This window comes from Falsigemmobacter intermedius, from assembly GCF_004054105.1.
GTDB classification, from domain to species: domain Bacteria; phylum Pseudomonadota; class Alphaproteobacteria; order Rhodobacterales; family Rhodobacteraceae; genus Wagnerdoeblera; species Wagnerdoeblera intermedia.
Map to the genome: position 1 here is coordinate 35963 of NZ_SBLC01000014.1, position 19189 is coordinate 55151.

The following is a 19189-nucleotide window of genomic DNA, read 5'->3' on the forward strand; positions in this document are numbered from 1 at the left end:
GGGCTTACCCCACCGGCCCCTTATTTGGTTCCGAACATCCGGTCGCCCGCATCCCCCAGGCCCGGCACGATATAGCCGTGGTCATCGAGATGGCTGTCGAGCGAAGCGGTGACGATCGGCACGTCGGGATGCGCGGCCTTCATGCGGGCGACACCTTCCGGCGAGGCGAGCAGGCAGAGGAAGATGATATTCTTCGCGCCTTTTTCTTTCAGCAGATCAATCGCCGCGACCGAGGAATTGCCGGTGGCCAGCATCGGGTCCACCGCGATGGTCAGACGCTCATCGAGGTTTTCCGGCACTTTGCAGTAGTATTGCACCGGCAGCAGGGTCTCGGGATCACGGTACATGCCCAGAAAGCCCACGCGGGCCGCCGGGATCAGCTCCAGAATGCCGTCCATCAGACCATTGCCCGCCCGCAGGATCGAGACCAGCGCGAGTTTTTTGCCCTCAATCGCCGGAGCATCCATCGCCATCATGGGCGTGTCGATTCGGCGGGTGGTCAGCGGCAGATTGCGGGTCACCTCATAGGCCAGCAGCAGCGAAATCTCACGCAGCAGGCGGCGGAACGAGGCGGTGGAGGTGTTTTTGTCCCGCATGATCGACAGCTTATGCTGCACCAGCGGATGAGACACGATGGTCAGATGCTCGGTGGTGTGGTCGGTCATGCGCGGATCTCCAGCTTCTTTAAAATACGGGCTTTGGTATCAGTGTCACAGAATGCCGCGTCAAGCGCGGTGTGACCAAGGCGCATAAACTGCCCCTCATCCCAGTCAAATGCGGCATGGAGTCCGTCATATTCACGCCTGAGTGTGGTGTGAAAAAACGGCGGATCATCGGTTGAGACGGTCACTTTCACCCCGCGCCGGTCCAGCTCGCTGATCGGATGGTGCCGCAGATCGGGATAAAGCCCGAGCGCGATGTTTGAGCCGGGGCAGACCTCAAGCGTGATTCCACGCTCTGCCAGCTCATCCACGAGGGCCAGATCCTCAATCGCCCGCACACCATGCCCGATGCGGCTGACCCGCAGATCCTTCAGCGCATCGCGGATTTCCTGCGGGCCGCGCCATTCCCCGGCATGGGTGGTCAGCCCCAGACCCGCTTCTCTCGCGCAGTCGAAAGACCAGGCGTAGTCTTTCTGCGCCCCCACCGTCTCATCGCCGCCCATGCCAAACCCCGTCACAAAGCGGCCCGCGGTTTCTGCCGCGCAAAGGGCCGCGCGTTTTGCACGCTCCGGCCCGAAGTGACGCACGCAGGTGACAATGCCGCGCAGTTCCGGCCCGCCCTGAGCGGCGACCTCTGCCGCGGCGTCTTCAATAGCCGCCAGATAGTCGCGCCAGGCACTCAGGTCTGAGCCGCCACAGAAATCGGGCGAGAGAAAGGTCTCGGCATAGATCACATCCGAGGCTGCCGCCTCTTCCAGAACGGCGCGGGTCAGCCGCCCATAGTCCTCCGGGCTTTGCAGCACAGAGGTTGCTGCCTCATAGACGGCCAGAAAGCCTTTGAAATCGCTGAATTTGTAGCCACCGACCTCATCGAAAATTCCGCTGATATCGATATGGCGCCGCGCAGCCAGATCGCGGATGAACCCAGGAGGGGCCGCGCCTTCCAGATGCAGATGCAACTCTAACTTCGGGATCACAGAAAGCTCCTTCCGGGGCCGGGGTTATCCACGCCCAGATGGGCCGCGACGCAGGCCGCGACATCGACGAAACCGCAGTGCCCGAAGGCACCGGTGCCGACGCCCGCGCAAAGCACCGGAACCCGCTCACGGGTGTGCTCGGTGCCGCGGAAACTGGGGTCATTGCCGTGATCGGCGGTAAAGATCGCCAGATCACCGGGGCGCAGCTTTGCGAGAAAGGCCCCGGCGCGGGTATCAAACCACTCCAGCGCACGGGCATAGCCCGCAACATCGCGGGTGTGGCCATAAAGCGTATCAAATTCCACGAAATTCGCGAAAGTCAGCGAGCCCTCTTCGGCCTCATCTGCCAGCCGGATCAGATGGTCGGCCAGATCCGCATCGCCCTTTCCCTTATGCAGATGCGAGACCCCGCGCATCGAGAAAATATCGCCGATTTTGCCGATGGCATGGGTCACCCGACCCGCCCCCGAGGCGCAGTCCAGAAGCGTGGGGCCTGGCGGCGCGATTGCATAATCACGCCGGTTGGGGGTGCGGCGGAAGTCCGTGGCCCCGCCCAGGAAGGGGCGCGCAATCACCCGGCCGACGCAACGCTCATGCAGCCAGGGGGCCAGCGCTTCGCAAAGCGCCAACAGCCGCTCAAGACCGAAATGCTCTTCATGCGCGGCAATCTGAAACACGCTGTCGACCGAGGTATAGCAGATCGGCCAGCCGGTCCGCAGATGCTCTCCGGCAAGTTTCTCCAGGATGCGGAGGCCCGAAGAATGGCAGTTTCCCAAAATCCCGTCCGTTCCCGCCAGTTCGCAGACTTTGGCCACCAGATCAGGGGGAAAGGCAGGGGTCTCATCCGGGAAATACGTCCAGTCAAAGGGCACCGGAAGCCCGGCCAGTTCCCAATGACCCGAAGGGGTATCCTTGCCGCGCGACACCTCTGTTGCCGCGCCCCAGCGCCCCTGCGGTCGCGCCGAAAGCCCCGGCACGGGCTCTCCGCAGGCAAGCTTTGCCGCCTCGCCAAGACCAAGGCCATCCAGAACCGGCATCTTCAAAGGACCGCTGCGCCCTTCATCGGCGCGCCCCTCTGCGCAGGACTGTGCGATATGCAGCAGCGTATTCGCCCCCTCATCGCCAAAGGCCGCCGCGTCCGGCGCGCCGCCGATGCCCACCGAATCCATCACAATCAGAAAAGCCCGCGTCATTCAGATGACCCGATCCTGCACCAGTTTCACCGCAGCGGGAGTGCCTGTCCGAAAGGCCTTTTGCAAGCGCGCAATCGCCGCCTGAGCCGAGGCCTCATCCGCCGCATGGACCCTGCACAAGGGCTCTCCCGCCTGAACCTCAGTGCCAACGGGCAGGAGATCGCTCAGCCCCACGGCGGGGTTAAGGACATCGCTTTCTCGCAGGCGGCCGCCACCGAGATGCACCACCGTCTCACCAACCTCGCGGGTGTTGATGGCGCCGATCACGCCGCTGAAGGGCGAGGGACAGGGCAGGATCACCGGCGCTTTCGGCAGAAGATCGCCGTAACGCGACAGCAGATCCCGCGGGCCGCCCTGCGCCGCAACCATCCGGCCAAAGCGCTCCGCCGCGCGACCGGAGGCCAGGCTGTCACGGATCCGCGCCTGCCCCGCCGCGACTGTCTCTGCCGCGCCGCAAAGCGCCAGCAACTCACCCCCCAGCGCGATGGTCAGATCACGCAGCCGCGCGCTCTCTGCGCCTCCGGTCAGAAGATCCAGCGTTTCAACCACTTCCAGCGCGTTACCCGCCCTGGTGCAGAGGGGCTGGTCCATATCAGTGATCAGCGCCACCGTCGCACAGCCCGCCCCCTTCGCCGTCTGCACAAGGGCCCGGGCCAGCGCCCTGGCTGAGGCCGCATCGGGCAAAAACGCCCCCGAGCCGCATTTGACGTCCAGAACCAGCGCCTCAAGCCCCGCTGCAAGCTTCTTTGACAGGATCGAGGCGGTGATCAGATCAATGCTCTCGACCGTGGCGGTGACATCGCGCACCGCATAAAGCCGCCGGTCCGCCGGGGCCAGATCGCGGGAGGCCGCAACAATGGCCACACCCTCGCGGGCGGTGATGGCGCGAAACTCTGCCTCGTCCAAAGTGACCCGCAGACCGGGGATCGCCTCCAGCTTATCCAGCGTGCCGCCGGTGTGTCCAAGCCCCCTGCCCGAGATCATCGGCACAAAGACGCCACAATCCGCCAGCGCGGGAGCCAGCGCCAGAGAGACCACATCCCCGACGCCGCCGGTCGAATGTTTATCGACAACTGGTCCCGGCAGATCCCAGCGCAAAATCCGGCCACTGTCGCGCATGGCCTCTGTCAGCGCCACGCGCCCCGCCTCCGTGAGGCCACGCAGCAGCACCGCCATGGCAAAAGCACCGGCCTGGGCCTCCGAGACCTCCCCCGAGGCGAGGCCCGCCGCAAACCAGCGCAGATCCGCGGCCGATGGCTCAGCCCCGTCGCGCAGAGCCGCGATGATGGAGCGGGCCGACGTCATCGCGCCGCCATATGCGCAACGCCGAAGGCACCGGGCAGAAGCTCCCCAATGGTGGTCTGCCGGGCGGCTCCATCGGTTGTGCAGAGCGTCACAGGCACCTCCGGCCCGCCGAATTCCGCAAGCTTCTGGCGGCAGCCGCCGCAGGGGGGGACCGGACGGGGGCTTTCGGCAATGACCAGAGCCTCAATCAGCCGCGTCTCGCCGGCCGCGACCATGGCAGCAATCGCCCCGGCCTCAGCGCAGGTCCCTTCCGGATAGGCAGCGTTTTCCACATTACAGCCACGATAGATCACCCCGGAGGCGCCACGCACCGCCGCCCCCACCCGAAAGCCCGAATAGGGCGCCCAGGCATTCAGTCGCACCTCGCTTGCCGCCTGCAAAAGTGACATTGCTTCCCCCATCGAACTGATCGCACAAGACTGCCTGCGGGGCGGGGTCATGTCCAGCGCGGCGCGGGGTCCTGCGCGATCAGGGCCGCTTACTGCAGGTCCCGCAGCGCAACGGCCCGCGCGGTCAGCAGCGCAGCACCCAGAGCCACCTTTTCACGGTAGCGCCGGTTCAACCCTGCACGGGCGAGTTTGAGGGACTGCAAAAAGAGCCGCGCCGCCAGCGAGCGGGCCCGGATCTCAGAAGTGACCGTCAGGCGGCAGTGCGCGGGCGAAAGCGGCAGAAGTTCAAGCCGCAGGGTGCCTTCCGCGGCTTTGCCGGTGATCTCAAAGGCCAGAAGCTCCGGCGCCAGAACCTGGGCCACGCGCATTTCCACCTCTCTCACCCGCTGGCGGAAGCGGAACTCCGTTTTCCAGGCAGGCGCGTCCCCGCGCTCAAGCCGCTTCAGTCTGGCACCGCGGGCGCGGGCTTCGGCCACAAGACCCTCGATGTCAGAGAGCCACCGCCCAGACATCCGCCAGAGGTGCCCCGATTTCCTCACTGGTGATGAATTTCATCTCTGCTCCTGCTGTGTTGGGCAACGTCTGAGGGGATGCCCCCCAGAGTTTGTCGCTGAGGTCTTTCAATCCAGTGAATCAGCCACCCAGGCCTGCATCAGAAAATGCGCAATGGCCCCCCTGCGGGCGCCTTTGACCACCGGATGGCGGCCTGCCAGCACCTCGACCATCTCTTCCCGACTGATCCAGAGCGCATGTTCCAGCTCCTGCGGGTCGATGTCGATCTCTTCGCTGGTGGCCTCACCATGACAGCCCAGCATCAGCGAAGCCGGGAAAGGCCAGGGCTGGCTGGCCAGATAGCGCACCGCCCCCACCCGGATGCCCGCTTCCTCAAAGACCTCACGGCGCACCGCCGCCTCAAGGGTCTCGCCCGGCTCAATAAAGCCCGCGAGCAGCGAATACATGCCCGCCGGCCAGCCGCGGGAACGCCCGAGCAGCAGATTGTCCCCCCGCGTGACCAGCATAATCGCCACCGGATCGGTGCGCGGGAAATGCGAGGCCCCGCAGGCGCCGCAATTGCGCTGCCAGCCTGCAACCGCCGCCTCAGAGGGCTGACCACAGCGGGCACAAAAGCCGTGGCTGCGGTGCCATTCAAAAAGCCCCCGCGCCGTCGCCGCAATCTCAGCATCAAGCGGAGAGAGCGAGGTCATCACCCCGCGCAACTCGGTAAAGCGGTGATCTCCCGGCAGATCCGGGTGCGACTGCTCGCCCGGGTCGAAAAAGGCCACCTCTGCCGCCGCATCCACCCCCGTCGGCTGAAAGCCCGAAAGCTCTGCGGCATAGATCGCGCGCTCCTCCACCTGGCCGAGATAGAGCCACAGCCCCGCATCCCGCAGAGCCGGATGATCGACCGGCAAAAGCCCGAGCGCATCACGCCCCTCGCCCGCGATCAGCGGCTTGCCGCGCCAGACCGGCAGCACGCGGCTGGACGGGGCCGTCCGCAGGATCCGCTGGCGGGTCTCATCGCCGCGCAGCCAGGCCGCACGATCAAGCCCCCCAAGCCCTCCGAAAGTCACTGTTTCTGCCGCGCGCATCCGGCTCTCTCCCCATCCCTTTTCGCCAGTGATTACATGCTATGGAAACCGCGAAAAGGGCAGCTCTGTCACAGCGGAGCCGAATTTGGCGCAGGCCTGAGGCAAAATGTTGCATGAGCGCAACTCTGAGGGGTAACTTTTTGACAATACCGCCTTCGAACTGCTAACGCGAAGGATAAATTGGACAAATCATTCCCTTGTACTCCAATAAGCTACCAGGCAAGCGCGTGAACCCAAGCCTAACCTCATCCCCGGAGCCGCTGCGTTGCAATCTCACGATTCTGGCAACCAGCGATCTGCACCTTCAGCTCTGCCCATGGGATTATTACGCAAACCGCGCGGCGCCGGGCACGGGGCTGGCTGCGGTCTCGGGGACGATTTCGGATCTGCGGGCGAAATTTACCAACACGCTGCTGGTGGATAACGGCGATTTCCTTCAGGGCTCGGCCCTTGGGGATGCCTTGCTGGCAAAAAGCGCCGAGGAGACGCGGATCCATCCGATGATCGCGGCGATGAATCTTGCGGGCTATGACGCGGTCTCGCTGGGAAACCATGATTTCGACTATGGCCTCGGCGTCCTGAGCGAGGCGCTGGCAGAGGCGAAATTCCCCGCCCTCTGCGCCAATCTGACCGGCACCGGCCGGGCGGCCGTACCCCATGCGGGATGGACGATCCTGCACCGTCAGGTGACCGACAGCCAGGGCAACAGCAGCCTGATGCGGATTGGCCTCTTTGGCGTGACGCCGCCGCAGGTGATGATCTGGAATCAGCCCAAACTTGCAGGCCGGATGGTGGCGCGCGGGATGATCTCCGCCGCGCAGGATGCTGTGGCGGCGATGCAGAAAGTGGGCGTCGATCTGATCGTCGGGCTCTGCCACTGCGGGATCGGCACGGCCGGGGTCGGGGATGATGAGGAAAACGCAGGCCTCGCCATCGCGGCCCTGCCGGGGGTGGATGCGCTTGTCACCGGCCATACCCATGATGTCTTCCCCGGACCGGATTTCGCCGCCACTCCGGGAGCAGACGTCGCTGCGGGCACTCTGGCAGGCAAGGCCGCCTGCATGCCGGGCTTCGGTGCCAGCCACATCGGCCTTTTGCATCTGACACTCGCGCCGCGCGCTGAGGGGGGCTGGCAGCTGCTGCAGGGACGCGGAGAGACGCTGCCCCTGACGCCGCCCCGCCCGGGCGGGCCGCCGCCCGAACTCACCTTCCGCGAGGCCTGCGCCGCCTCACCCGGACTGCGGCCGGAATTTGCAACGCTCTGCCTTCAGGCCCATGAGGCAACCGTCAGCCATCTCGACCGCGCGGTCGGGCGCAGCGAAAGCCGGCTTTTCAGCTATTTCGCCATGACCGGGGACTGCCCCGTCACCTGCCTCGTGACCGATGCGATGCTGTGGTATCTCAAAAGCCGCCTGCCCCCGGCAGAGCGCGGCACGGCACGGCTGCTGGCCGCGGCCTCGCCCTGGCGGGCGGGCGGGCGGCGCGGGCCCACGCATTATACGCATCTGATGCCAGGTCCGGTGCTGGCACGGGATGTGGCAGCCCTTTGCCCCTTCCCGGATGAGCTGCGCGCTCTGCGTCTGACGGGGCGCGAGCTGACCGACTGGCTGGAGCATTCGGCGCGGGCTTTCAACACCATCCCGCCTGGCAGCCGCGATCTGTCGCTGCTGGCCGATGACTGGGCGAGCTATAACTTCGATGTCATCCGCGGCCTGACCTATGAGATTGATCTCAGCGGCACCGGGCCCCGTATCCGTAATCTGCGCTGCGAAGGGCGGGACGTCTGCGACAGCGACAGTTTCCTGCTGGCCACCACCTCTTATCGCGCGGCGGGGGGCGGCGGGTTTCCTGCCACCGGCCCCGGCGGGCGGGTGCTGTTTGACACCGCTCTGACCATCGGCCGCATCGTCGAGGAATTCCTCAGCCGCAATGGCCCCTACCGGGCGGAAGACACCACGCCCTGGTCGCTGGCCCCTATCCCGCAGGCCACCGCCATCTTTGAAACCGGACCCTGTGCTAAGGCTCTGCTGCCCCGTCCGGGATTTGAAAGCCTGGGCGATGGTCCGGACGGATTTTTGCGGCTGCGAATGAACATGGAAGAAATCCGCCCCTTGCATCCCGCCGCCTGACAGCGTATCTGCAGCGTCGAGAGGCTGGCGCGGGCAGGCGCCTCGCCAACCCGGTCAGGTCCGGAAGGAAGCAGCCGTAACGAGCCCCGTCTGGGTCGATGTCCGGTCTCTCACCTATCTCCCCTCTGCTTTGATCTCTCAGGGTTTACCCCCTTACCCTGCGTCAGGCGGGCGGCATTCGTGCCGGATCCGGCCGTGGCCCATTGACGCATATGGGGCGCGCCACCTATCTCCCGACAGTCTGATTGCAAGATCGCCTGCGGAGAACGCCTGGAATGACTGCCCCTTCACGACAGCGAATGCCCCGCAGCCCCCTGCTTGCCTGTCTGAGCCTTTGTGCGCTCGCCCTGCTGCCCGCGCCTGTCTCAGCGCAGGAGACCGGCCCGGCTGTGACGGTGAACCGCCCCGCGATTTCGGTTGTCACCGCGACATCCGCGCCGCTGCGCGATCGGATTTATACCGGTGGACTGATCCAGCCGCAGGAGACCGTGCTGGTCACCCCGCTGATTGAGGGACAGTCGGTTGAGGAACTCCTGGCCGATGTCGGTCAGATCGTCAAAAGCGGCGATGTTCTTGCACGGCTCTCGCCCACCACGCTGGAACTGAACCGCAGCCAGCTTCTGGCCTCGCTTGCCGCCGCCAATGCCACGGTGGCCCAGGCAGAGGCCCAGGTCACGGATGCCGAAGCCAGTCTGGCAGAGGCCGAGCGGGCCGCCGCACGTATCCTCAGCCTGCAGGAGCGCGGAAATGCCTCGGAGGCGGCTGCCGATCAGGCGAAGACGGCCTCCGTCTCGGCCCTGGCCCGGCTGACGGTGGCGCGTCAGTCGCTGGAGGCCGCAAAGGCCCAGGCCGCCTCAACGGCCGCGCAGCTCGCCAATGTTGAGCTGAACCTCTCGCGCACCGAAGTCCGTGCGCCGGTCGCGGGGGAGATCGTGGCCCGCAATGCACAGCTTGGCGGAGTGGCAAGTGCTGCGGGCGCGCCCATGTTCACCCTGATCCGCGACGGCGCGCTGGAGCTTCGTGCCGAACTCAGCGCCACGGATCTGCTGCGCATCGCGCCGGGTCAAAGCGCAGAACTGCGCCTGCCCGGCGGCCGCGAGACCCTCTCCGCCACCGTGCGCCTGGTGGAGCCTGCGCTCGATCTGAACAGCCGTCTGGGCTATGCGCGGCTGGCGCTTGACGCCCCGGGGACCGCCCGCGCCGGGATGTATGGTGAGGCGGTGGTGCTTGTCGCAGAGCGCGAGGGGCTGGCCCTGCCGCTGACGGCCGTGACCAGCGGGCCGCGAGGGGCCTTTGTGATGGTCGTCGACGCTGAGGGCCGTGTGAGCCGCCGCAGCGTCACCACCGGCATCCGCGACGGCGATCTGGTGGAAATTCTGAGTGGCCTTTCTGAAGGCGAGGCCGTGGTTGCCCGCGCCGGCTCCTTCGTGCGCGAAGGCGATCAGATCACCCCGGTCACAGAGCAGACGGAATAGGGGCTGGCGATGAATTTCTCTGCCTGGGCCATTCGCAATCCGGTCGCGCCGATCCTGGCCTTTGTGATCCTGATGCTGCTGGGCTGGCAGAGCTTTAACGCCCTGCCGATCACCCGCTTTCCCAATATCGATGTGCCGCTGGTCTCGGTCACCGTGGCGCAGAATGGCGCCGCACCGGCGGAGCTGGAAAGCCAGGTCACCCGCGAGATCGAAGACGCCGTGGCCGGTATCGCGGGTGTCAAAAACGTCTTTTCCAAAGTGCAGGACGGCGCCTCCGTCACCTCTGTCGAATTTCGGATGGAGGTGACCACAGACCGCGCACTTCAGGACGTGAAAGATGCCGTGGACCGCATCCGCTCATCGCTGCCCGCCGATGCGGAAGTGCCGGTGGTGGCCAAGATCGATGTCGAGGGTCAGGCCATTCAGACCTTCGCGGTCGCCGCCCCCGGCATGACCATCGAAGAGCTGTCCTGGTTTGTCGATGACACCATCAAACGCGCGCTTCAGGGCAAGCCCGGCATCGGGCGGATTGACCGCTATGGCGGTGCGGACCGCGAAATCCGCATTGAGCTTGATCCGCTGCTGCTCGACAGCTGGGGGGTGACCGCTCAGGCCGTCAGCCAGCAGCTGCGCGCCACCAACAGCAATATCGGCTCAGGCCGCGCCGAGCTGGCCGGATCCGAGCAGGCGATCCGCACCATCGGCAATGCCGCCACCGTGCGCGATCTTTCCGGGACGATGATCGCCGTGGGCGGGGGGCGGCATGTGCGGCTGTCGGAACTGGGGGTGCTGCGCGACACCTATGAAGAGCTGCGCAGCTTCTCGCGGTTTAACGGCGATCCGGTGGTGACCTTTGCGGTCTTCCGCGCCAAAGGCGCCTCCGAGGTCACAGTGGCCGAGACCGTGGCCGAGGGGCTGGAGGCCCTGGCCGCGCAATATCCGGATGTGACGGTCAGCCTGGTCGATGACACGGTGTTTTACACCTATGGCAATTATGAAAGTGCGCTGCACACGCTGATCGAAGGCGCGGTTCTGGCGGTGCTGGTGGTCTTTGCCTTCCTGCGCAACTGGCGCGCCACGCTGATCGCCGCTGTGGCACTGCCGCTGTCTGCTGTGCCCACATTCTATGTCATGGAGCTTCTAGGCTTCTCGCTCAACCTGGTGTCCTTTCTCGCCATTACGCTGGCGACCGGCATCCTCGTCGATGATGCGATCGTTGAGATTGAGAATATCGCCCGACACATGCGGATGGGCAAAAGCCCCTATCGCGCCTCAATCGATGCCGCCGATGAGATCGGTCTGGCGGTGATTGCCACCGCCTTCACCATCGTGGCCGTCTTTGTGCCGGTGAGCTTCATGCCCGGCATTCCGGGGCAGTATTTCCGGCAGTTCGGCATGACGGTAGCAATTTCAGTGCTCTTCTCGCTGGTGGTGGCGCGGCTGATCACGCCGATGATGGCGGCCTATCTGATGCGCGACAAAGACGCAGCCCATGAGGAGAGCCATCAGGACGGCTTCTTCATGCGGGCCTATCTGCGCTTTGTGCGCCGCTCGACATCGGGCAAATTCCTGTTCATTCCGGCGCGTTATCTGACGCTTCTGTCGGGCATCGCCGCTCTGGTGGTTTCGGTCTGGTTCATGTTGCAGGTGCCGGGGGAATTCATGCCGCCTGAGGATGTGAGCCGCGTTTCCATCTCGGTTGAGCTTCCCCCCGGCAGCACGCTTGAGCGCACCAGCCAGACCACCGATGCCATGGTGGCCGCGATCCGCGATATTGAGGGGATTGAGAATATCTTCGTTCTGGGCGGGGCCTCGCCCAAGGGCGATCTCGACGTGCGCCGCGCCACCATCACGGTGCTTCTTGAAAAGCTTGACCACCGGCTGAGTTACCGGGTCGCCAATCTGGCAAGGCGCCTGCCGCTCTTTGGCAATCTGGTGCCGGTCATGGCGCCGCAGGGCCGCATCCGTGAGCAACGCGAGATTGAGACCGAAATCTTTTCCCGTCTGGCGCCGATCCCGGATGTGCGGGCGATCAAGCTGAACGACCGCGGCGAGCGTGAATTGTCCTTTTCAATCCTGAGCCAGGATGAGGCCGCGCTTTCAGAGGCCGTCTCGCGTCTGGAGGCGGCTTTCGTGGGCGAGCCGCTGCTGGCGGATGTCTCAACCGAAGGTGCTCTGCCCCGGCCCGAACTGCAGATCACCCCGCGCATGGAAGAGGCTGCGCGGCTTGGCATCACCACCGCCGAAATGGCCTCTGTGCTGCGGGTGGCGACCATCGGGGATGCGGATGCGGCGCTGGCGAAACTCTCGATCGACAACCGGATGATCCCGGTTCGGGTGCGCCTCAATGATGAGATGCGCAGCGACCCGGCCCGGATTGCCGCGCTCAGGGTCGTCTCGGCGGGCGGGGTCTCGGTTCCGCTCTCGGCGGTGGCGGATATCACCCTCTCGCAGGGCCCCTCGATGATCGACCGTCTGAACCGTGAGCGGCGGGCGGTGATCGGGGCGAACCTGCCGCCGGGGGTGGCGCTTGGCACGGCAACCGCGCGGTTCAAAGAAATCCTTGAAAGCGTTGATCTGCCTGAGGGTGTGCGGGTCGCGGAATCCGGTGACGCCGAGATTCAGGCCGAACTGAACGTCAGTTTCGGCAATGCGATGATTATGGGGCTTCTCTTCGTTCTGACCGTGCTGATCCTTTTGTTCAAATCGGTCATTCAGCCTTTCACGATCCTTCTGTCGCTGCCGCTGGCCATCGGCGGGGTGGCAGGGGCGCTGATCCTGACCAATTCGGCGCTCTCGATGCCGGTGCTGATCGGCATTCTGATGCTGATGGGGATTGTGACCAAGAACGCCATCCTGCTGGTTGATTTCGCAATTGAGATGCGCGCCCGCGGGATGGAGCGTTTTGCCGCCGTCATTGAGGCCGGCCACAAACGGGCGCAGCCGATTGTGATGACCTCCATCGCCATGTCGGCGGGGATGCTGCCTTCGGCGCTTGGCGTGGGCGAGGGTGGCTCTTTCCGTGCGCCGATGGCGACGGCGGTGATCGGCGGGATCATCGTCTCAACGGTGCTGAGCCTGGTGGTGGTGCCGGCCTTTTATCTCATCATGGATGATCTCTCCCGGCTGATATCGCGCCTTCTGCGGGGTGTGGTCGGCCCGAAAGAGGAAGAGATTGAGGCCCTGCCCGGCGAGGAACTGACCCGCCGCCTGATGGCGCTGGAAGAGCGCAGCGGCCTGAGCCCCTCCGCGAAACCGGGAGAGTGATCCGCGAAAGCCCGCGCCTCAGCGGGCTTTCGGGCCTTCCGGCCGGGTGATCAGAAAAAGCGCCACGCAGGACAAAACCAGCCCCTGCGGGATCAGCGCCACCGACGGCAGCCCCAGGCCCACACTCAGCGCGAAGGTAGCAGCCATCATGGCCACCGCGATGACCTTGGCGCGGCGCGGGATCGCGCCATGCGCGCGCCAGTTTGAAATCAGCGGACCAAAGGTCTTATGGCTTAAAAGCCAGGCGTGCAGCCGGGGCGAGCCCTTGGCAAAACAGCCCGCCGCCAGCAGCATGAAAGGCGTGGTGGGCAGCAGAGGCAGCACCGCCCCTATGACGCCCAGCGCAAAGAACAGCCCGCCCAGCGCGATCCAGAGGCTGCGCATCAGCCCGCTTCCGGCATGCGCAAAAGCGTGACCAGCGTATCGCCATATCTCCGCTGATCGAGCATCGCAAAAGCCGCCGGGATCACCGGGGGGGCGCTTTCTTCCCAGACGATCATCGCGCCCGGCGCGATCCAGTTGCCCTCAATGGCCGAGGCGAGAGCCTTTTCCCCCAGACCCATCCCATAGGGCGGATCGAGGAAAATCAGATCATAGCCCGCGCCGCGATTCACCCCAAGGCGGGTGGCATCACGGCGCCAGATCTCGGTCACGCCCATGGCGCGCATTTTCTCAACATTGCGGCGCTGAAGCGCGCGGGCGGCGGCTCCGTCATCGACCATGGCCACTTTCACCGCCCCACGGCTCAGAGCCTCAAGGCCCAGTGCGCCGGTTCCGGCAAAGAGATCCAGCACCCGGGCACCGCGCACCGGGTCGCCGTAATTGCCGTTCACCAGCAGATTGAAGATCGATTCGCGCACGCGGTCGGTGGTGGGGCGCAGATGCGCCGCCTGATCGCCTTCGCCGACATCGGCCAGATGCAGGCCACGAAACTGGCCGGAAATGATGCGCATGGGTGTTCTCCGAAATTCGGCGCGACAATAGCTGCGATGAGCGCCGCCGGAAAGGCGGCGGCAGCGCTCTCAGGTGTCGCAGGTCACATCAGGGCTTTCAGATCCGTCGCCGGGTCGGCCACAAGGGCCGGATCGGCGCTGCGGCCCGCCTCAATCAGGCGGCGGGCGATCATGAAGGCGCGGGGGTCGTTCATGGCATCCACGGCCAGCAGCCGGTCGCCCTGATAATACCAGTGCGAGCGTGCCGGGGGCGTCTCGCGGATCACCACACGGTCATAGCCGGTATTCAGCCCGGCGATCTGCAGCTTCACCTCATACTGGTCCGACCAGAACCAGGGTTTCGGCTGATAATCCGCGCCCTGCCCGGCGATGTCAGCCGCCACGCAGTCGCCCATATCAATCGCATGGGGCACCGATTCCAGACGGATCCGCCCCCGGGCTGAGGGGAAGCTCGCGCAGTCCCCGATCGCCCGTATGGCGGGATCAGAGGTGCGCCCCCGGGCATCCGTTGCAATGCCATTGTCGATGACAAGCCCCGCCGCTTCGGCCAGAGCCGTCTCGGGCAGGATGCCGATGCCAAGGATCACGAAATCACAGGCAATGTGGCGGCCGTCCGAGAGTTCTGCCCCGCTCACGCGGCCATTGGTCCCGGTCAGCCGCGCAACGGGCGTGCCCTCAATAATCTCAACGCCACGCGCCTGATGCAGGGCGCGGAACCAGTCAGAGGTCTCGGGCGCGGCAACCCGCTGCAGGATGCGCGGCGCGGCCTCGGCGAGCGTCACGCGCAGGCCCTTTTTGCGGGCCACCGCTGCAGCCTCCAGCCCGATATAGCCGCCGCCCAGGATCAGCACGTGACGGCCCTCAATATATTCCGGGGCCATGGCATCCACATCCGCCAGCGTCCGCACCGCGCAGATGCCCGAAAGATCGCCCCCCAAATCGGCCGGCCAGAGCCGCGGACGCGAGCCGGTCGCAAGGATCAGATGATCATAAGAAAAGCGCCCCGCTGAGGTCTCAACCGCCCGGGCGGCGCGATCGATCGATGTCACCTCAACGCCGGTCCGCAGATCGATCTTCTGCGCCTCCCAGAAGTCGGGGGCCCGCAGCATCAGCCGCTCAAGGGGCAATTCGCCCAGGAGATAGGCTTTTGACAGCGGCGGGCGCTGATAGGGGGCCTGGGGCTCGGCCCCGAGGAGCGTGATCTTTGCCTCAGGCGAGAGGCTGCGCAGCTTTGCCGCTGCCGCCGCACCGGCCTGACCGGCCCCCACAATCACCACATCCATCTGCGCCCCCTCTGGTCAAAGCGAGGTTGGAGCCTATAGTTTGCCTCGTGTCAAATGCAACGCGCGAGGAGACTCCAATGACCATTTCCGCCGGTGACAAACTGCCCGAGGCCAATCTGATCCGCCTGGGCGCCAATGGCCCCGAAGCGGTGTCGGTCAGCGATCTGACCCGTGGCCGCAAAGTCGTCATCTTCGCCGTGCCGGGTGCCTTTACCCCCACCTGCCACTCGGCCCATGTCCCGAGCTTTGTGCGCACCATCGATCAGTTCAAAGCCAAAGGCGTGGACGAAGTCGTCTGCATCTCGGTCAACGATGTTTTCGTGATGAAAGCCTGGGGCGAAGCCACCGGCGCGACTGCGGCGGGCATCTCGATGCTCTCGGACACGGGTGAATATACCAAAGCCCTGGGCCTCAGCTTTGACGGCGCTGCTGCCGGTCTGATCGGCCGCTCGAAGCGCTATGCGATGTATGTCGTCGACGGGGTGGTCGAAAAACTGCACCTCGAAGAAAGCCCCGGTGCCTGCGAGATCTCGGGCGGCGAAGCGCTTCTCGCTGAGATCTGAGCGGCGCTCAGCGCCTGCCACGGGCGGTCCTCCTTCGGGCGGGCCGCTTTTTCATTGCGGCTCCCGCGCGGGCCTGGCAATGCTTGGCAATAAAACCGGAGGGACAGATGGCCGTTATCACCTGCATCGAAGATCTGCGTCGCATCTATAAGCGCCGCGCACCGAAGATGTTTTACGACTATGCCGAATCCGGCTCCTGGACCGAGCAGACCTTCCGCGAAAATATCACCGATTTCTCTGAGATCCGCCTGCGCCAGAAGGTGGCGGTGGATATGTCCAACCGCAATCTGCGCTCGCAGATGATCGGGCAGGATGTGACCATGCCTGTGGCGCTGGCCCCGGTGGGCATGACCGGCATGCAGCATGCCGATGGTGAGATCCTGGCCGCCCGCGCGGCAGAGGCCTTTGGCGTTCCTTTCACGCTCTCGACCATGTCGATCTGCTCGCTGGAAGATGTGGCCGCTCATACCACCCGGCCCTTCTGGTTTCAGCTTTACGTCATGCGCGACGAAGACTTCGTCCGCCGCCTGATTGAGCGGGCGAAGGCTGCAAAAGTCTCAGCCCTGGTGATCACGCTTGATCTGCAGATCCTTGGCCAGCGGCACAAAGATCTCAAAAACGGGCTCTCGGCCCCGCCGAAGCTGACGCCGGCCACCCTGGCCGATCTGGCGCTGCGCTGGCGCTGGGGCATGGCGATGCTGCAGACGAAGCGGCGCAGCTTTGGCAATATCGTCGGTCATGCGAAGAACGTGGGCGATACCTCCTCGCTCTCAAGCTGGACGGCAGAGCAGTTTGACCCCCAGCTTGACTGGAAGAAGATCGAAAAGCTGAAAGAGATGTGGGGCGGCAAGGTGATCCTGAAGGGGATCCTTGATGCGGAAGACGCGAAAATGGCCGCCAAAGTCGGGGCCGATGCCATTGTGGTCTCGAACCACGGCGGGCGGCAGCTTGACGGGGCGCTCTCGTCGATCCGCATGCTCCCGTCGATCATGGATGCGGTGGGCGATCAGATGGAAGTGCATCTCGATGGCGGCATCCGCTCAGGCCAGGACGTGCTGAAGGCTTTGGCGCTGGGCGCGAAGGGCACCTATATCGGGCGCTCTTTCGTCTATGGCCTTGGCGCTATGGGGCAAAAGGGCGTGACCACGGCGCTGGAAGTGATCCGGCGTGAGCTGGATCTGAGCATGGCGCTCTGTGGTGAGCGCGACATCCACAACCTCAGCCGCGATAACCTGCTGATCCCTGAGGGCTTCTTTACCCGTTACAGCTGAAGCGGCGGTTGCAGGCCAGGCGGCTCCGGTCTAGAAGGCCGGGCTGCCCCCTGCGGTTCTTTCTGACACTTTGCGAAAGCACAGGGTGCCAATCCCTGCAACCCGGCCTATAGTTCCCCTATGTCTCTGCCTCCTGGTTTCCTTGATGAATTGCGCAACCGGCTGTCGCTCGCACAGGTCGTCGGGCGCAAAGTCACATGGGATCCCCGGAAGTCCAATCAGGGCAAGGGAGACTGGTGGGCGCCCTGCCCGTTCCACCAGGAAAAATCCGCGTCTTTTCACGTGGATGACCGGAAGGGCTATTACTACTGCTTCGGCTGTCAGGCCAAGGGCGATGCCGTCTCTTTCGTGATGAACAGCGAAAACGTCGCCTTCATGGAGGCGGTCGAGATTCTGGCCCGCGAGGCCGGGGTGCAGATGCCCGCCCGCGATCCCCGGGCCGCGCAGGTCGCCGACAAGCGCGGCAAGCTGACGGAAGTCATGGAGGCCGCGGTTCAGCATTACCGCATGATGCTGCGCGGCTCGCAGGGGCAGCAGGCACGGGACTATCTGGCCCGCCGCCGCCTGACAGAGCAGGCCCAGGACCGCTGGCAGATCGGCTGGGCGCCCAATATCCGCAACGGCCTGACCCAGGCGCTGATCGCCAAGGGGTTCACCCCTGAGCAGGTGGTGGAGGCGGGCCTTGCCATTAAGCCCGATGACGGCGGCGCGCCCTATGACCGCTTCCGCGGACGGGTGATCTTCCCGATCCGCGATGCGCGGGGCCGGGCAATCTCGCTGGGCGGGCGGGCGCTCGATCCCAATGCCCAGGCAAAATACCTCAACGGGCCTGAGACGGCGCTGTTCGACAAAGGCCGCTCGCTTTTCAACCACGGCCCTGCCCGTGAGGCGGCCGGCAAGGGCCAGCCCCTGGTGGTGGCTGAGGGCTATATGGATGTCATCGCGCTGTCAGAGGCGGGATTTCAGGCCACGGTCGCGCCCCTTGGCACGGCGGTCACGGCCGATCAGCTGGCGCTCTTGTGGCGCATCTCCGATGAGCCGGTGATCGCGCTTGACGGCGATGCGGCCGGGACCAGGGCGGCACTTCGGGTCATCGATCTGGCACTGCCGCTGCTGGTGGCCGGAAAGGGTCTGCGCTTTGCCGTCCTGCCCGAGGGGCTCGACCCTGATGATCTGATCAAATCCGAAGGGCCGCAGGCCTTCCAGCGCGTTCTGGACAAAGCACAGCCCATGGTGCGGCTGATCTGGACCCGCGAGACCGAAGGCAAAGTCATCGACAGCCCCGAGCGGCGCGCGGCTTTGGACAAATCCCTGCGCACGCTTCTCGCCAAGATCACCGACCCCTCGATCCGCACCCATTACGGGCTGGAGCTCAAACGCCTGCGCGAAGAGCTGTTCGGCACCGGCGTCGCTGCCCCGCGCGGCTTCCTGCCGCCCAAACACCTGCGCCCGCGCAGTGGTCCGGGCGGGCGTGGCACAGCGCCACAGGCCATCGCCCCCAGCCCCGGGGCGCGCAATTCGCTGCTGGCCTCTGAGGGGACAGCGGTCGAGGAGCGGCTGCGCGAGGCGGTCATCCTTGCCCTGCTGGCCCATTTCCCGGCGCTGGTGGCCGAGTTTGAAACCTCGCTTTCTATGATGGATTGTCTGGATCCGGTCTGTCAGTCTCTGCGCCAGACACTGTTTCGGGCTCTTTTGACCGGGCAGCCTGAAGAAATGATCCGCTCTCAGGGAGCAGGTGACCTTGAAACCCTGATGGCCATGCGCCATGTCTCTATTGTTCCGGCTTTGCGAAATCCCTCAGATATCAGTGCCGCACGCATGTGCCTTGCTGAGGAATTCGCCAAGCTGGAGGCCCGTCGTGCTGCACGGCGGGAAATAGCGGAAGCGATGGATGAAGTTGAGGCCCTTGCCGATGAGGGCCTGACATGGCGGCTTGGTCAGGCGGCGGAAGCCGTCAACCGGGCCGGACGAGTGAGTAATGAGGATTCGAGTGACCTTGGTGAAGACCGTTCTGCCCTCTCAGGCTACCTGCAAAGCCTCATTGATTCGCAGGTTTGGGTAAAGAAGCGGAGCTGAGGCTTCCCCTCGCCGCGATTCGCGGTATTGAGTGAAAGATCGGGCCCGGGTGATTCG

The 19189-nt window shown here is 64.9% G+C and carries 16 protein-coding genes and 1 other RNA gene; 7 read left to right on the forward strand and 10 right to left on the reverse strand.

The window, feature by feature from the left end; all coding sequences use genetic code 11:
* Nucleotides 1-20: 20 nt before the first annotated feature.
* The 7 genes from upp to nudC all read right to left on the reverse strand — a co-directional run bounded on the left by upp (nt 21) and on the right by nudC (nt 6115).
* Nucleotides 21-665, reverse strand: coding sequence for a uracil phosphoribosyltransferase (upp, locus tag EP867_RS11270; protein WP_128489231.1), 645 nt, complete (start codon nt 663-665; stop codon nt 21-23).
* Nucleotides 662-1639: an adenosine deaminase gene (locus EP867_RS11275; RefSeq protein ID WP_128489233.1), complete on the reverse strand. Its 978-nt coding sequence runs from the start codon at nt 1637-1639 to the stop codon at nt 662-664. Before EP867_RS11275 ends, upp begins: the two co-directional genes overlap by 4 nt.
* Nucleotides 1636-2832: a phosphopentomutase gene (locus tag EP867_RS11280; protein ID WP_128489235.1), complete on the reverse strand. Its 1197-nt coding sequence runs from the start codon at nt 2830-2832 to the stop codon at nt 1636-1638. The genes EP867_RS11275 and EP867_RS11280 overlap by 4 nt, the downstream gene beginning before the upstream one ends.
* A complete protein-coding gene (locus EP867_RS11285; protein ID WP_128489237.1) occupies nt 2833-4137 on the reverse strand; it encodes a thymidine phosphorylase in 1305 nt (434 codons plus the stop codon).
* Nucleotides 4134-4538: a cytidine deaminase gene (locus EP867_RS11290; RefSeq protein WP_380049788.1), complete on the reverse strand. Its 405-nt coding sequence runs from the start codon at nt 4536-4538 to the stop codon at nt 4134-4136. The genes EP867_RS11285 and EP867_RS11290 overlap by 4 nt, the downstream gene beginning before the upstream one ends.
* Before the next feature lie 77 nt (nt 4539-4615).
* On the reverse strand, nt 4616-5038 hold the full coding sequence (locus tag EP867_RS11295) for an SRPBCC family protein (RefSeq protein ID WP_128489241.1): 423 nt from the start codon (nt 5036-5038) through the stop codon (nt 4616-4618).
* Nucleotides 5039-5146: 108 nt separating this feature from the next.
* Nucleotides 5147-6115: an NAD(+) diphosphatase gene (gene nudC, locus EP867_RS11300; RefSeq protein ID WP_128489243.1), complete on the reverse strand. Its 969-nt coding sequence runs from the start codon at nt 6113-6115 to the stop codon at nt 5147-5149.
* A gap of 227 nt (nt 6116-6342) precedes the next feature.
* Between nudC and EP867_RS11305 the strand changes: the two genes are divergently transcribed.
* From EP867_RS11305 to EP867_RS11320, 4 genes are all read left to right on the forward strand, one after another.
* Nucleotides 6343-8244, forward strand: coding sequence for a 5'-nucleotidase C-terminal domain-containing protein (locus EP867_RS11305; protein ID WP_128489245.1), 1902 nt, complete (start codon nt 6343-6345; stop codon nt 8242-8244).
* A 17-nt stretch (nt 8245-8261) separates the two neighbouring features.
* Nucleotides 8262-8360: signal recognition particle sRNA small type (ffs, locus tag EP867_RS11310), an RNA gene on the forward strand.
* A gap of 183 nt (nt 8361-8543) precedes the next feature.
* Nucleotides 8544-9719: an efflux RND transporter periplasmic adaptor subunit gene (locus EP867_RS11315; RefSeq protein ID WP_128489247.1), complete on the forward strand. Its 1176-nt coding sequence runs from the start codon at nt 8544-8546 to the stop codon at nt 9717-9719.
* A 9-nt stretch (nt 9720-9728) separates the two neighbouring features.
* Nucleotides 9729-12986, forward strand: a complete 3258-nt coding sequence (locus EP867_RS11320; protein ID WP_128489249.1) for an efflux RND transporter permease subunit — start codon at nt 9729-9731, stop codon at nt 12984-12986.
* A gap of 18 nt (nt 12987-13004) precedes the next feature.
* Here the strand turns inward: EP867_RS11320 and EP867_RS11325 are convergent, their stop codons facing one another.
* The 3 genes from EP867_RS11325 to EP867_RS11335 all read right to left on the reverse strand — a co-directional run bounded on the left by EP867_RS11325 (nt 13005) and on the right by EP867_RS11335 (nt 15222).
* Nucleotides 13005-13370, reverse strand: a complete 366-nt coding sequence (locus EP867_RS11325) for a YbaN family protein (RefSeq protein ID WP_128489251.1) — start codon at nt 13368-13370, stop codon at nt 13005-13007.
* Nucleotides 13370-13939, reverse strand: a complete 570-nt coding sequence (gene rsmD, locus EP867_RS11330) for a 16S rRNA (guanine(966)-N(2))-methyltransferase RsmD (protein ID WP_128489253.1) — start codon at nt 13937-13939, stop codon at nt 13370-13372. Before rsmD ends, EP867_RS11325 begins: the two co-directional genes overlap by 1 nt.
* Nucleotides 13940-14022: 83 nt before the next feature.
* Nucleotides 14023-15222, reverse strand: coding sequence for an NAD(P)/FAD-dependent oxidoreductase (locus tag EP867_RS11335; RefSeq protein WP_128489255.1), 1200 nt, complete (start codon nt 15220-15222; stop codon nt 14023-14025).
* 77 nt (nt 15223-15299) lie between these two features.
* Between EP867_RS11335 and EP867_RS11340 the strand changes: the two genes are divergently transcribed.
* The 3 genes from EP867_RS11340 (at nt 15300) to dnaG (ending at nt 19132) form a co-directional block, all read left to right on the forward strand.
* Nucleotides 15300-15785: a peroxiredoxin gene (locus tag EP867_RS11340; RefSeq protein ID WP_128489257.1), complete on the forward strand. Its 486-nt coding sequence runs from the start codon at nt 15300-15302 to the stop codon at nt 15783-15785.
* Between the two features lie 107 nt (nt 15786-15892).
* Nucleotides 15893-17056 carry an alpha-hydroxy acid oxidase gene (locus EP867_RS11345; RefSeq protein WP_128489259.1) on the forward strand — a complete coding sequence of 388 codons (1164 nt, stop codon included), beginning with the start codon at nt 15893-15895 and terminating at the stop codon, nt 17054-17056.
* A 120-nt stretch (nt 17057-17176) separates the two neighbouring features.
* Nucleotides 17177-19132 carry a DNA primase gene (gene dnaG / locus EP867_RS11350; protein ID WP_128489261.1) on the forward strand — a complete coding sequence of 652 codons (1956 nt, stop codon included), beginning with the start codon at nt 17177-17179 and terminating at the stop codon, nt 19130-19132.
* Nucleotides 19133-19189 lie beyond the last annotated feature (57 nt).